11 protein-coding genes are annotated in these 12,804 nt (G+C 66.2%); 2 read left to right on the top strand and 9 right to left on the bottom strand.

The genetic code is table 11. The features are described from left to right. Position 1 precedes the first annotated feature (1 nt). Positions 2–1,582: a hypothetical protein gene (locus tag K1X11_RS09005; RefSeq protein ID WP_221029767.1), complete on the bottom strand. Its 1,581-nt coding sequence runs from the start codon at positions 1,580–1,582 to the stop codon at positions 2–4. Then, entirely contained in the window at positions 1,579–2,532 is a 954-nt protein-coding gene (locus tag K1X11_RS09000) for a glycosyltransferase family 2 protein (RefSeq protein ID WP_221029768.1), read from the bottom strand. Before K1X11_RS09000 ends, K1X11_RS09005 begins: the two co-directional genes overlap by 4 nt. A gap of 88 nt (positions 2,533–2,620) precedes the next feature. Here K1X11_RS09000 and K1X11_RS08995 point away from each other — a divergent pair, with 88 nt between their 5' ends. Both K1X11_RS08995 and xseA read left to right on the top strand, forming a co-directional pair. Then, positions 2,621–3,343, top strand: coding sequence for a TVP38/TMEM64 family protein (locus K1X11_RS08995; protein WP_221029769.1), 723 nt, complete (start codon positions 2,621–2,623; stop codon positions 3,341–3,343). After that, on the top strand, positions 3,340–4,647 hold the full coding sequence (gene xseA / locus K1X11_RS08990) for an exodeoxyribonuclease VII large subunit (RefSeq protein WP_221029770.1): 1,308 nt from the start codon (positions 3,340–3,342) through the stop codon (positions 4,645–4,647). Before K1X11_RS08995 ends, xseA begins: the two co-directional genes overlap by 4 nt. Before the next feature lie 38 nt (positions 4,648–4,685). Here xseA and K1X11_RS08985 read toward each other — a convergent pair whose 3' ends face one another. The 7 genes from K1X11_RS08985 to K1X11_RS08955 all read right to left on the bottom strand — a co-directional run bounded on the left by K1X11_RS08985 (position 4,686) and on the right by K1X11_RS08955 (position 12,645). Then, the gene (locus tag K1X11_RS08985; RefSeq protein ID WP_221029771.1) at positions 4,686–4,940 is read right to left on the bottom strand and encodes a PLD nuclease N-terminal domain-containing protein; all 255 of its coding nucleotides are present in this window, start codon (positions 4,938–4,940) and stop codon (positions 4,686–4,688) included. 236 nt (positions 4,941–5,176) lie between these two features. Further along, complete coding sequence (locus K1X11_RS08980; protein WP_221029772.1) at positions 5,177–5,533, bottom strand: MBOAT family O-acyltransferase; 357 nt, start codon at positions 5,531–5,533, stop codon at positions 5,177–5,179. A gap of 105 nt (positions 5,534–5,638) precedes the next feature. Beyond that, on the bottom strand, positions 5,639–6,316 hold the full coding sequence (locus K1X11_RS08975) for a 3'-5' exonuclease (RefSeq protein ID WP_221029773.1): 678 nt from the start codon (positions 6,314–6,316) through the stop codon (positions 5,639–5,641). Positions 6,317–6,416: 100 nt separating this feature from the next. Next, the gene (locus tag K1X11_RS08970; RefSeq protein WP_221029774.1) at positions 6,417–8,372 is read right to left on the bottom strand and encodes a DUF294 nucleotidyltransferase-like domain-containing protein; all 1,956 of its coding nucleotides are present in this window, start codon (positions 8,370–8,372) and stop codon (positions 6,417–6,419) included. Positions 8,373–8,443: 71 nt separating this feature from the next. Beyond that, complete coding sequence (locus K1X11_RS08965) at positions 8,444–9,646, bottom strand: hypothetical protein (protein ID WP_221029775.1); 1,203 nt, start codon at positions 9,644–9,646, stop codon at positions 8,444–8,446. Continuing rightward, positions 9,643–10,803, bottom strand: a complete 1,161-nt coding sequence (locus K1X11_RS08960) for a hypothetical protein (protein ID WP_221029776.1) — start codon at positions 10,801–10,803, stop codon at positions 9,643–9,645. Before K1X11_RS08960 ends, K1X11_RS08965 begins: the two co-directional genes overlap by 4 nt. Positions 10,804–10,962: 159 nt before the next feature. Further along, positions 10,963–12,645, bottom strand: coding sequence for a DUF255 domain-containing protein (locus K1X11_RS08955; protein WP_221029777.1), 1,683 nt, complete (start codon positions 12,643–12,645; stop codon positions 10,963–10,965). Positions 12,646–12,804: the final 159 nt, after the last annotated feature.

The raw sequence follows: 12,804 nt of genomic DNA, 5'->3' as shown, positions 1-12,804 counted from the left end.
ATCAGGATGAAGGCAAACGACGGAAAACGAGGTAGTGCGCGTCAAACCACAGAAAACTCAGCGAGGGGTCGACGCCGCGGGCCTCGAGTTCGGGCCGCACGTCGAACTCCACGGCCGGCGCGTAGTGCTCCAACAGGTCCACGTCACGCATCGCGTAGGGCAGGTCTCGCGGGCGCAGCACCAGCCACTCGGGCTGCAGATAGGTGATGAGCGAAATGAAATCCGCGTCGTGTTCACGCCGGGCCGCCACGACAGCCGGACTCACCAAGCCCGGGTAATCGAGCACGCGGCCGTGGCAATGGTAGCCGATGTATCCGATCGGCTCCAAATACACCCGGTCGTCCGGCGCCATGTGGGCGTCGAGCCAGAGACCCAGCGGCCGGCGCACTTGGTTCTCGATAAGCTCCTGCTGCAAGCGGTTGACCTCCAGCGAGCGAATGAAACCGAAGCTGGTGGTGGCCAGCGTGAGCGTCGCAAGCGCCACCGCTCCCCCGCGTGCGATTTGGCCCCGTTCGGCCAGCACGGCCCACCATCGGCTCCACGCTATCGTGCCAAAAAAGATCGGCGGCACCGCATACCAAGGGAACACCGTCGCCCGCACCGACATCACCGCGAGGTAGGCGACCGAAATCGAAAAAGCGACCGCCGCCAGCCGGGCCAGACGATCCGGCAGCAGGATCGCGGTCAGTGCGCCCAAGCCCAGCAATCCGCACAGCGAGGTCAGCACCGGTGGCCAGCCGCCACCTTCGGCGTAGATGGGCATGAACGGCGTGCCCAACCAGTAGCGGAGCAGGCGCAACCAGTTTTCGCCGCCGATGCCGGCAAGTTCGATACCCGCGTAAGCCCCTTCCTTGGCCAGCGCGGAGTGAGGCAGCGGATTGCCGTAATAGATCCACGCCCAAGTCAGCCACGGCAGATAAATGGCCGCGCCCAGCAGCGCCGCCCGCCAGCCGCCGGACCACTCGGCGCGACGCGTGTCGCGGGGGAAGAGCCAGGCGGCGATCGCCAGCGCTGCGATATGAATGGGCGCGTCGGGGCGCGTCCACAGCAGGCCACCCCATGCGAGCCCGGCGAGCCGCCAATGGCTCTTTAAACCTCCCACCGTTGCGACAAAACCGAGCCCGAGAAAAGCGACCCAATAACCGGCTTCCTGACCGTTCACGGTGTAGGCGGCGAGCCTCACGCTGGTGACCAGCAGTAAAGGCCACAGCCATACGGTCCAACGGGTGCGATCCGTGGTCGCGTGGCCGAGTGTGCGCATGACCGCCAGTCCCCCCAGCGCCAGAGCCGCCAAGGTGACGAAGTTGGTCAGCAGCAGGGGCAGTTGGTAGCCGTCGGCCCCGCTGAGAGCCAGCATCAGCGCCGGCACCAGGACGTTCAGGGGCGACGTGAAACCGTGCAGGCGAAAGCCTTCGTGGTAGCTCAGCCCATGGCCAGCGACGAGGTTCTCGCTGTGGCGGAAGGTGATCAGGAAGTCCTCCCAGACCTGACCGGTCCACAGCCAGTAAAAGGCGGGCAGCAGGATCAGCACGGCGGCTCCCCAGGCCCACGCGCGGCGTTGGCTCGAGGGCACGGACTTCATCGGCGCGCGCGGTCGTTCGGGCGCACGAGATAGAGCGGGCGGCGCTTCACTTCGTCGTAGATGCGACCGAGGTATTCGCCCAGCACGCCGATGCCGATGAGCTGCACGCCGCCGAGGAAGAGGAGGAGCGTGACCAGGGTGGTGAAGCCGGTCTCCGCAATTTCGATACCGAGGATGCGGCGGACGGCGTAAAACGCGCCCAGCGCAAAACCGACACCGGCGACCAAGAGACCGAGGTAGGTGACGAGCCGCAGCGGTAGTCGCGAAAAACTGAATACGCCGTCGAGGGCGTAGCGCACGAGCCGCGAGAAGGATTGTTTGGGCTCGCCGGCGGCGCGTTCCTGGCGGTCGTAGAGCACTTCCCGCACATCAAAACCCACCCAGGCACGCAGGCCGGGGAAGAAGCGGTTGCGCTCGATCAATTGGTTGAAGGCGGCGACCGCGCTGCGGTCCATCAGGCCGAAGGTGCCGGTGTTGTTGCGCTCCAACGGCTGATCGGTGAGGCGTGAGAAGGTGGCGTGAAAGAGGTCCATGCCGAGTCGCCGCAGGCCCGTTTCCTGGCGCGAACGCCGCACCGCCAGCACCACGCCGGCGCCGTCACGCCAGGCCGCGACCAGCTCGGGGATGAGCTCCGGGGGGTCCTGCAGATCGGCGTCCATGGTCACGACGGCATCGGCGTCGGCCGCGTGGACGAGACCCGCGGCCAGCGCCGCCTGGAAGCCGAAGTTGCGGGTGAGAAACACGGTCTCAAAACGCGGATCGGCCGTCGCCTGCGCCTGTAGTTGCGCGGCACTGGCGTCGCGGCTGCCGTCGTCGACCAACACGGCGCGCCAGCGGATGCCAGCCTCGGCGTCGAAGAGCGCAGCGAGGCGGCGGAAGGTCTCCGGCAGCACGTCCTCTTCGTTGAAGACGGGCATGACAATCGCGATGATGGGGGAGTCGGCGTCCATGGAGCGTGCGAGACGTCAACACGACCCACCGGGCAGGGCAAGCGCGGTGCTTGACGGTGTCGCGCCGGGCCCGACACAGTGCGCGCTTATGGAATCTCAAGCGCCTGCGCCCAAGTCCAAGAAGGGCTTGCTCATCAAGCTGGCCGTGCTGGTGGTCCTCGCAGGGATCGGTGGCGTGGCCGTGCTGAAGGGCCTCGATGTGCGCGGGCTCATCGATCAGACGCTGGCGATGATGCGGGAGGCGGGTCCGTTGGTCTTTTTTGGCGGGATGGCGGTGCTGCCGGCGGTGGGCATGCCGTTGTCGCCCTTCACCCTCTCGGCCGGGTCGATCTTTGGTCCGACGCTGGGCATGCCGTTGGTGCTGGTCTTCACGTGGCTGGCGCTGGCAGTGAATGTGCTCATCACCTACGTGCTGGCGCGCTGGATCGCGCGGCCGTGGTTGGAAAAACTGGTCCTGCGTTTCGGCTACCGCTGGCCGCAGGTGCCGGCCGACGAGTATTGGGATGTGGCCATTCTGCTGCGCGTGACGCCGGGCCCGCCCTTCTTTCTGCAGAGCGCGATTCTTGGTTTGGCGCAGGTGCCGCTCCGCGTTTACATGATTGTCTCGGTGATCGTGTCCGGCCTTTACGGCACGGCCTTTGTGATGTTCGGCGAGGCGCTGCTGGCGGGTAAAGGCCGCATGGTCATGCTCGGCATCGGTGGCATCGCGGCGCTGAGTGTGGGCACGCACCTGCTGCGGCGTCATCTGGGCAAGAAAAAGGCCGCAGCGGCGGTGACGCAGCCGGATCCGGCCACGGAAAGCACCGGATGAGCTGGCGCGACGAGGGCATGGAACCCCTCGACCTCGGGCGGGAACAACCCGGGGCCGACGCGGAGAGCGTGAGCGCCTTCACGCGGCGCGTGAAGGTGTTGCTCGAGCGCAACCTGAACGTGGGTTGGGTGCGCGGTGAGGTGTCGAACCTGCGGCGGCAGGCGAGCGGACACGTGTATTTTTCGCTCAAGGACGCGGGCGCGCAGTTGACCTGTGTCATGTTCCGCGGCGACGCCATGCGCCAGACGGTGCAGTTGCGCGACGGGATGCAGGTCATCCTCAATGGTCGCGTGGGCGTCTACGAGGCGCGGGGCAGTTACCAGCTCATCGTGCGCACGGTGGTCGAGGATGGCGTGGGCCGGCTGCAACGTGAATTTGAGGCGCTCAAACGGCGACTCGATGCCGAGGGCCTCTTTGCCCGCGAGCGCAAACGCGCGCTGCCCGAGCTGCCGTTGCGGGTGGGTTTTGTAACCTCGCCGACGGGCGCGGCGGTGCAGGATTTCATGCGCATCATGGTGCGGCGCGGCTGGAAGGGCCGACTCGTCGTGCTGCCGGCCAAGGTGCAGGGTGTGGGCGCCGCCGAGGAAGTTGCGGCGATGATCGCTACGGCGGGGCGATTGGCGTGTTTTGACGTGCTGGTGGTGGGCCGGGGCGGCGGCAGCCTCGAAGACCTGTGGGCCTTTAACGAGGAGGTCGTTGTGCGCGCGGTGGCGGCCTGTCCGGTGCCGGTGATTTCGGCGGTGGGGCACGAGATCGATTTTACGCTCAGCGACTTCGCCGCCGATGTGCGGGCGGAAACGCCGAGCGGCGCGGCGGAATTGTTGTCGACGGCCTACGGTCAACAGGTCGACCGCCTGGCCATCGCCGGCGATGGCCTGCGTGACGGTCTGCGCAACGTGGTAGAGGATGCGCGCGACCGCGTAAAGAATCTGAAATCGCGTCTGCGGTTGCTGACGCCACGTGCGCAGATCGAGCAGGGGTGGCTACGTCGGGACGACTTGGCCAATCGCTTGTCGGCAGCGTTGACCTCGGCTCATCGCGAGAAACGGCACGCGCTGCAAAGTGTGACCCGCGCCTTCGCCACGGCGACGCCGCAACGTCGGGTGGAGCGCGAATCGCAGCGCTTGTTGGCGATGTGGAAACGGCTGCAGGCGGCGAGTCCGCAGTCGGTCCTGCATCGCGGATTTGTTATCATGCGCGACGCCGACGGAAAGCCGGTGATGCAGGCGTCCGACGTGCAAACGGGCGCTGGTTACGAAGCGGAGTTTAGCGACGGCCGGGCCAAGTTGCGCGGCGCGGAGTGAGCGGTGGGGCAACGCCCGACATCGCCGAATTGGTCGCTCTACCGATTCGCCGGTGCCGCGCGGCCACGCGGGATCTTGCGGATGAAGAGATAGAGCGGCGCGCCGACGAAACTCGCGAAGATGATCACCAGCACCCAGATTAGTTTTTGGGTCGGGTCGGTTTCCTGCGTGAGGCAGTCGATCAGCATCCACAGCCAGAAGACGAAGAACGGCAGCGCGATAAAGAGCGTGCCACCGAGGAACAGGATTTCAGGACCGCCAAGACCGAAGGCGAGAGGGAGGAGCGTGGCCATAAACTCGAAAGAGAGGGAAGGTGAGTCGAGTTGGAGGGAGGAGGAGTGGAAGACGGCCAGTCTTTGCGGAAACGGGGCGAGACCTAAGAACGGGTCGGTGTAGGTCGCAAGGGAATTGCCGGGCGGAGGGGCAACGGAGCGCGAGCAAGCTCGCAGCCTACATTTCGTCACCGATCGCACATTGTAGACCGCGAGCTTGCTCGCGCTCTCGTTGGACGGATCTCACGGCGTCGATTTCACAACACCGCTTCCGTGAGCGCGAAGGTCGCGACGATGAAGGTGAGGTTGAGCGCGACGCGTCCGGCGAACGGAACCGAGCCGTAGCTGAGGCCTGCGACTTTGCTGATCACGACCAACAGGCCCATGAGCAGAAACCACGGGCCGAAGAAAAAGACCACGCGCCACTTCAGCAACGAGACGGCGAGGTCATGCAGGGCGCCGCTCACCAAAAACGTGAGCGCTAACGCCAGCGACTCGGGCAGGACGCGGTGGAGCGGACGAAAGACACCGCGACCGAGGTAGTAGCTCCAGATCGGATTCCAATAGACCCAGAAGGTCGCAAACGACTCCGCGCCGAGCGAACGTCGCAACATGTTCCGGAGGGAGGCAGGATGGCCGAGCGGCACGCCGTTGCGACGTTTTATATAGGTGGCCAGACTCATCCCCATGCGCGAGGGCAAAGGGGGCGTGCCGGAGGGTCAACCGCGGAACAGGTCGCCGGCGACCAACTCCCGACCGAGGCGCACGCGCATGCGGCCGCACAGCCACAGGAAAAGCTGCGCGGTGGTGAAGGCGTCGCCGCTGGCGGTGTGTCGCCCGATCACCGGCAGGCCGGCGTGGGTGCAGAGTTCGTCGAGTCCGGGGGGACGCTGATTGGCATAGCCGGTTTTGTGGAAGGCATCGAGCCGGCGACGCGCGATCATGGCTGTATCCAACATGGGATTACGCAGGCGGGTGCCGAAGTGGCGTTGCAGTGCCGCGCTGATCATCGACGAATCGAAGCCGATGTGATGGCCCACCAGAATGCGCCCGCGCAGCAGATCGAGCAGTTCGCGCAGGACCTTTTCCTCGGGCTGACCGTGGGCGGAGGCGTCGGGGGCGATGCCATGAATTTTGACGGCTTCGTTGTTGGGCGCGTCGAGTTGTTGCACGAGCCAGGCGCGGCGCTCTTCGACCAGGATGCGGCCGCGCCGCACGGGCACGAGACCGATGCTCAGCAGGCGGTCGGTGTCGTAATCGAAGCCGGTGGTTTCGGCATCTAGCACGATGAACTCCAACTCCGGCCACGGGAGTTTGCGGTCGACGCGGCGCGACGTGCCCTCGACGTAGTCGACGACAAATTCAGGCCAGGCAGTGCGACGGAGCCAGCGGAACATGAGAGAAGTCAGAAGTTCGAAGTCAGAAGTTTGAAGTGAGGAGTATCCGGCGTGATGGAACTTATGACTTCACACTTCTTACATCCTACTTGATTACGCTTCATTTTCCTTCGAGGCGGAAGGCGAGGCGGACGTGGGTTTGCACCATGCGCACGACATCGAAGGCGTGAGCGAGGCGGGCTTTCTCGAGTTTCGTGAGCTTGGCCGGGTTGACGAAGCGGCCCGAGTCATGGCGATCGAGGGCGGTGGTGAGGCGCAGCGTGAGCAACACGTCGTAGGCTTCGCGGGCGACCTTGGCGGTTTCGCTCAATGCGGGCACGTTGCGGCGCAGGTCTTCCCAGCGGCCGCCGGTGGAGTAGCGGCGGGTCTGGTTGTGTTTGAGCGCGAGCAGACGGGCGGCGTCGCGCAGCGGCGCGAGGGCGCGGCCCTTGAGGTCGAACTCGCCGACGCGGTCGCCTTTGCGCTCGACGACGAAGTTGCCCCAGAAGTTGAGCGGCGGCGGGGTCTCGATGACGAGTTCGGCGAGGCGACGTTGCAGCCAGGCGTTGTTGCGCACCGAGTCGATGATGGTCTGGCGCAGCGGGCGCGGCAGGGCGGGATCGCCGGCGACGTAGCGCAGGTCGTAGAGCACGATGCCGCGAAAGAGTTCGTCGGGGTCGGTGGTGGAGGCGAGGTTCTCGATTTCGGCCAGCCACTCGCGTGAGGTGCGGCACCAACGGGGGTTGGACGCCATCACGCCGCCTTGGCAGCGGGCGAACCCGCAATCGACCATCTTGGCGACGACGCGATCGGTGAGTTTGAGGAAGAGTTTGCGGTGCACCTCGTCCTGCTCGGGCGTGTCGGCATCGGCGAAGACGAGCGCGTTGTCCATGTCGGTGCGCAGGGTCTGTTCGCGGCGACCGTCCGAACCGACGGAGAGCCAAGCCCAGCCGATGCGGGGCAGTTTCACGCCCTCGGCGGAAAGCTCGGCGATGCTCATTTCGAGCAGGCGTTGCACGAGCTCGTCGTAGAGTTCGGCGCAGATCTGACCGAGGAAGATGGCGGAGACGTTGGCGTCGAGGTAGGAGGCGGTGATCTCCTCCACCTCGTCGCAGAGCTCGCGCAGGCGCGCGACGGTGCGGGCGTGGCGGAACTCGCGCAGGAGGCCGGCGGGGTGGTGGCCGGCTTGCGCGAGCAGGTCCTTGTTGGTGAAAACGTCGAGGGCGGGCGAGTCGGGCGTGCCGTCTTCGGTGACGCAAACCTGGCCGATGCGCTCGCGCAGCATGAGCAAGATGGCGGCGGTGGCCGAGGATAGCGCCGAAACGGTGATGACCGGGCTGGCCATGATTTTGCCGACGGGCGCGGAACGGGGCAGGTCCTGGGCGACAACGTGTTTCACGATTGCGCTCTGGGTGACGATGCCGAGCGGATGGCGATCGGGATCGACAACGAGCACGGACGGAACGCGGCGCGAGGACATGAGTTTCGCGGCGTCGTGAATGGTGGTCTCGGGCGCGCAGGTGAGCAGGCGCTCGAGGGCGCGGGGTTGGATGACTTTGCCGCCGGCGAGATGGGCTTGGAGGATGTTTTTGGCGCGGCCGGAGACGGAGCCGTCCTCGGGGGCGGGCATGGACTCGAAGTTGCCGCCGAGGCGGGTGGTCCAGAAGAGGTGGCGGTTGACGTAGTGGCGGGCGTCGTCGTGCTCGGCGAGCAGGCGTTGGATGCGTTGCCAGGGCAGGCCGTAGAGGATGGTGTCCTCGACGACCAGCGCGGTCGTGCGGGTGGGCTGAGCGCGGAGAAGCGGCGTGAGCCCGAGGAGGTCACCCTCGTCGCGCACGGCGACGCGTTCGGCCTGGCCATCGGTGGTGATGAGGTATTCGACGCGGCCGCGCACGAGGACGAAGAGTTCATCGCCGGGAGGATCGCCGGGACCCCAGACCTGTTCGTTGGTGACGTAAACGTGGACGCGGGCGCGCGCGGCAAGTTCGTCGATGGCCGCGGTCGGCAACATGGAGAACGGCGGGAAGCGCCGCAGGGTGTTGGCGATGCGATCGGGAATCAGGTTGGTTTCGTCCATGCGTCGGAAGGGGTGTCCGAGCAAAGCGGGTCAGGCGGACTTCGGAAACGTTGAAATCGTCGCGGCTGCGTTCAAAGCGCCGGTGCGGGCATGGCCGGGCTACCGGGGCGGGGCCGGTAGACCCGCACGGTCAGGTCCTGCGCCCAGCCGTAGTAACCGGTCACCGCGGAAAGCCGGGTGATCATGAAGGGGGTGATTTTGCCGGCGCCGTTTTTGGTCAGGACCAGGTCGTCCGCGAGGTGCACGGCGAGATGGATGAGGCGGGGGCGGGCATCCGGGGTGTCGCGCACGAAGAGGGCCCACACGTCGCCAAAGGCGTAGGGCGGGGTGGCCGGCGTGTAGTTTTGGGCGAGTTCGGCGCGGGCGGTGGCTTCGCTCTGGTCGTCCTCAAATTGGTAGGGGAGCAGCCGGTCGTTGGGATCGCGCCGGAAGAAGTTGAGCGAGGTCCAAAAACAGTTCGCATCGGCCGGGCTGTTGGCGGCGTCGGGGAAACTGTGCAGGAGACGGCGGGGCAGCGGCGGCAGCAGGTTGCCGATATCGGTGGACTCAAGCTGCGGGGAGGTCGCAAAGCGTTCGAGCCAGGGCGTGAGGGGATCTTCGCCGTGGGGATTCCAGTAGGTGTTGGCGGCGTCGGCTTGGTCGAGGGTTTCCCGCAGCAGTTCCACGCGTAACGCTTCGTAGCGATGGAGCAGTCGCAGGAGCAGACGGCGTTGGTCGGCATCGGTGGCGAGGGGCAGGAGCAGGTCGGCGTCGACCAACAGGCGTTGGCCGCGCACCGTGAAGCTGAGTTCGCGCAGGGCGGAGAGGAGCGCAGGGGCGAGCTGGCTGCGCTCGAGCTGAGCGTCGCTCGGAACCTGGAACGGCGTGACGTGGGCGGGATTGAACGCGGAACGCGCAAGGATCGGGTAGATCACCTCGCGGGTGCGGGCGGTGAGGTGGCGGCGCAGGTCAGCGGGGACCTGCACGGCGAGCGTCGGGGCGTCGTCGTCGGGCGTGATAACGGTGTGAGGGAGCTCGGTCAGCGACAGCCCGACCGAGGTGAGCAGAGCGGTGGCATCGGCCGGACTGAGACCGGCGAAGATCCACTCGCTGGCGTCGGGCAACGGCGCACTGGCGATCACGGTTTCGGGCGTGCGCAGCCAGAACGAACTCACCCGGAGCGTGCCCCAGGGCCCGTGGCGCAGTTCGGGGGCGGAGGGTTGGGCGGTGGCGGCGAAGCAACCGGCCAACCATGCCATCAAACCGATGGCTCCTCGCCAAAGCATTGTATTCATGATTTGGGCACGGGCGGTGAATAGCGCAGATGGACAAAGTGGCCGTCGGTGAAGTGAGGGTTGCGCCGCGTGAGTTCGGCCAGCGTCATGAAGCGCCAGACGCCGAGGCCCGCCGGATCGCGGGCAAAGACGAGATCGCGCACGACGTGGGCGCAGGCGTAGGGAATGCCGGGGGCGGTGTCGGGGGCGGATTCGAAGCTCCAGATATCCCCGAAGCGCGGCGGATCGCTGACGGTGCGAAAATTGCGCTCAAACCAATTGAAGAAACGGTCGAGTTGGTCGAGGTGCTGCGGCGGCACCGCCAGACTGGTGGAGACGATGAGGCTTTGGCGGGTGAAGTCATGGCGCACGTCATCGGGGGAGAGCTCGAAGGAGAGAGCGCGCGCGGCGGCGGGCAGGATGCTGGCGAGATCGATGTCGTTTTCGGTCTCCGATTCGAGCAGCGCTTCGAGCAGTGGGCGCGCGAAGGGGTTGTTGCCATCGGCTGTCCAGTAGGCGAGTGCGCGGGAGACCGAGCGTGTCGTCGAGAGGCGCAGGTGGGGCACGATGGTCCGCACGCTGGAGACTTCGCGCAACCAGCGTTGCAGGATGGCGGGATTCGGGAACTCGGCCGCGATGACCGCGTAATCGCTGCAGGCCCAGCCGCCGGCGAACGGATAACTGAGTTCGCGAAAGCGAGCGATCAGCGCGGACGGAACGCCGGCTGCTTGCCAGCGAGTGAAGTCGGTCTCGTGGTTGGCGACGAGTGGCCAGCGTTCGACTTTGTTGGGGGTCCAGGTCGCCAGCAGTTGGTAGAGTTCACGCCGCTCGGCCGAGGTGAAGGCGCGTTGGAGCTCGAGCGGCGGTTGCACCCGAAAGCCGCCATCCGGCAGGGCTTCCCAGTGGCTCGGGTCGAGGATCTGGTCGCGGATGGCCGGACGCAGTTCGAGGCCGAACAACAGCCCCATAAACGCGCTGCGCGACTCGGCGCCGATAAACCATTCGCGTTGCGTAAACGCTTCGCGGTAGGCACGGATCGCGGCGGCCGGAGCGGTGAGGGTGATCTCGTGGCGCTCGATGTAAGACTCGCTGGTTTCATCCCATTGGCTGCCCACCTGCGGAGTGGGACTTTCGGCGCTTAAGTCCAGCGGTCGCCCGATGAGCGCAGTCAGCAGCAAGCCTGCAAAGAGCAGACGGAGAGGGCCGGGGTGACAGCGGAGCGCTGACGGGGTTCGCATCGAGCAAGTAGACGTCGCGTGTGGTGACGTGGTTGCATCGACAATGCGAGCGGGACCGGCGGCTTGTTTGTAATCGCCCGCCGCCCGATTCGTGGCGCGTCAGTTCAGGGTTTGTTGCAACGCGAGCAGAACGGCGCCGGCGGGCGGCACGTCGGGGTTTTCGAAGGGTAGAGTGAGCTCGTCGACCATGAGCGCGGGCGCGTTGCCAAGCATCACGCGCCACACCGTCGGGGCCGGGAGGTCGCCGGCACCCGGCGTCCACCACAGCGGACGCAGGCCGAGCACCTCGTCGGACGTGACGTAGTAGAGGCCGAGTTCGTCGTCGTAGAACTTCTCGTCCACGGCGGCCGCGAGCGCGGGATCTTCGAAGGCGAGGGCGGTGAGCACGTAGTCTTCGGGCGTGGCCGGGACTTCGCTGCGGGAGGTGCGCGAGAAGAACTCGGTGCCGGCGGAAAAGTCGCGCAGCAGGGCGGCTTTGGTGCCGAGGGCGTAGGCGCCGTGGTCGAGGTCGCCGAGCTCCGCTTCGGAGCGTTTCATGGCGTGATACATGAGCGCGTGGGCGGCCGCGGTGGCGGTGTGATCGACGACCACGGCGGCGAAATCGGCGCGGGCGAAGAGCACCTTGGCGCGCAGATCGAACATGTGCTGCGGACGCATCGTAATGGGATCGGCGTCGAGCACGTTGCGGCCGGCATGGTGGCCTTCGAGGTCTTCGTCGGCGTTGACGTTGCCGTCAGCGCGGGCACCGAGTGCGGTGGCCATGTCTTCGCCGACCAGCGCGACGAGATCGTTCCAAAGCCACGTCTGGTGGGCGACGGATTCGGGCGCGGTGGCATCTTCGCCAATGACGAAGGTGCCGTCGCCAACCGGGCTCAGGCGGTTGATGGCGTAGTCGAGCGCGCTCTTGGCGGCCGCGGCGTAGATGGGGTCGTCACTCACGGCGGCGGCATCCATGCAGGCGAGGGCGATGCGGGCCTGATCGGTGAGACGTTTTTGGAAGACCGGGAGGCGGGCTTCGCTGTCAGCGGTGGCGCGATAGAAACCGCCGTCAATGGGATCGCGCAGGGGGCTGAGAATGCGTGCCTTGAGCGAGGCGAGGGCGGTGGCGCGGGCGTCGCCGCCGCGGGCGATGAGGAAGCGGATGAGTTCCGGTTCGATACCGTGAGGCGCTTCGCCGAACGTGCCGAGCTCGGCGTTGTAGCGGGCGAGCCAATCTGAGGCGGCGGTGGCGAGGGCGGCGTCGAGGTCGGCAGGCGGCTCGGCGGCGAAGGGCAGGTAGTCGGCGATGAGGCGCTGGGTGGCGGCGGTGCCTTGTTGCACGGACTCGGCGTCGGCTCCCCAGCGTTCGGCGATGCGACCGGCCACCACCATGAAACCCTCACGACCCCACTCCTCGGTGGGGGGCAGGTAGGATGCGCCTTCGATGGGCTGGAGGTCGGGGGTGAACCAGAGGTTGAGTGGCCAGCCGGGGAGTTTCTGATCAGCGGCGAGCCATTGTTGGCCGAAGCCGGCGAGGGCGGGGGCATCGTCGCGGTTGAGGTGGACGCAGACGAAGTGCTCGTTGAGGAAGGCCGAGACCTCGTCATTGGCGAAGGTCTGGCGCGCCATGGCGCCGGTGAGCTCGTTGAGCGGATCGCCGATGTGGAGATAGAGCGGAAGATTGCGCTCGGTGGCAGCGGCTTGGCCCGCGTCGAGGGAGTCGAGCCAATCCACGGCGGCGGTGGCAGAAAGGGTCGAGATTGCGAGCAGGGCAGAGGTCAGCAACGAACGATGCGAGATCATGGCGGAGCAGGGGCAGATCGGGTGTGGGGCAGGGGCTAAACTTGAATGGTGATGGGGAATCAGGAGCGCCGGAGGGGCAAGTCCAGAAGGCGAGCAATGGTCGGCGCGGAGTTGTTTAGAGTCAGGAAATCAAGAATATAAGATTGACCCCTTAGGCTG

This window comes from Actomonas aquatica (assembly GCF_019679435.2).
GTDB lineage: Bacteria > Verrucomicrobiota > Verrucomicrobiia > Opitutales > Opitutaceae > Actomonas > Actomonas aquatica.
Note: the sequence above shows the minus strand (reverse complement) of the source record. Positions and strands in the feature narration are given on the sequence as shown.

What these genes read in the sequence shown, in the direction of transcription:
- K1X11_RS09000 (WP_221029768.1), bottom strand. Translation starts at nt 2,532, where the DNA reads ATGGACGCCGACTCCCCCATCATCGCGATTGTCATGCCCGTCTTCAAC.
- K1X11_RS09005 (WP_221029767.1), bottom strand. Translation starts at nt 1,582, where the DNA reads ATGAAGTCCGTGCCCTCGAGCCAACGCCGCGCGTGGGCCTGGGGAGCC.
- K1X11_RS08965 (WP_221029775.1), bottom strand. Translation starts at nt 9,646, where the DNA reads ATGAATACAATGCTTTGGCGAGGAGCCATCGGTTTGATGGCATGGTTG.
- K1X11_RS08970 (WP_221029774.1), bottom strand. Translation starts at nt 8,372, where the DNA reads ATGGACGAAACCAACCTGATTCCCGATCGCATCGCCAACACCCTGCGG.
- K1X11_RS08975 (WP_221029773.1), bottom strand. Translation starts at nt 6,316, where the DNA reads ATGTTCCGCTGGCTCCGTCGCACTGCCTGGCCTGAATTTGTCGTCGAC.
- K1X11_RS08980 (WP_221029772.1), bottom strand. Translation starts at nt 5,533, where the DNA reads ATGTTGCGACGTTCGCTCGGCGCGGAGTCGTTTGCGACCTTCTGGGTC.
- xseA (WP_221029770.1), top strand. Translation starts at nt 3,340, where the DNA reads ATGAGCTGGCGCGACGAGGGCATGGAACCCCTCGACCTCGGGCGGGAA.
- K1X11_RS08955 (WP_221029777.1), bottom strand. Translation starts at nt 12,645, where the DNA reads ATGATCTCGCATCGTTCGTTGCTGACCTCTGCCCTGCTCGCAATCTCG.
- K1X11_RS08995 (WP_221029769.1), top strand. Translation starts at nt 2,621, where the DNA reads ATGGAATCTCAAGCGCCTGCGCCCAAGTCCAAGAAGGGCTTGCTCATC.
- K1X11_RS08985 (WP_221029771.1), bottom strand. Translation starts at nt 4,940, where the DNA reads ATGGCCACGCTCCTCCCTCTCGCCTTCGGTCTTGGCGGTCCTGAAATC.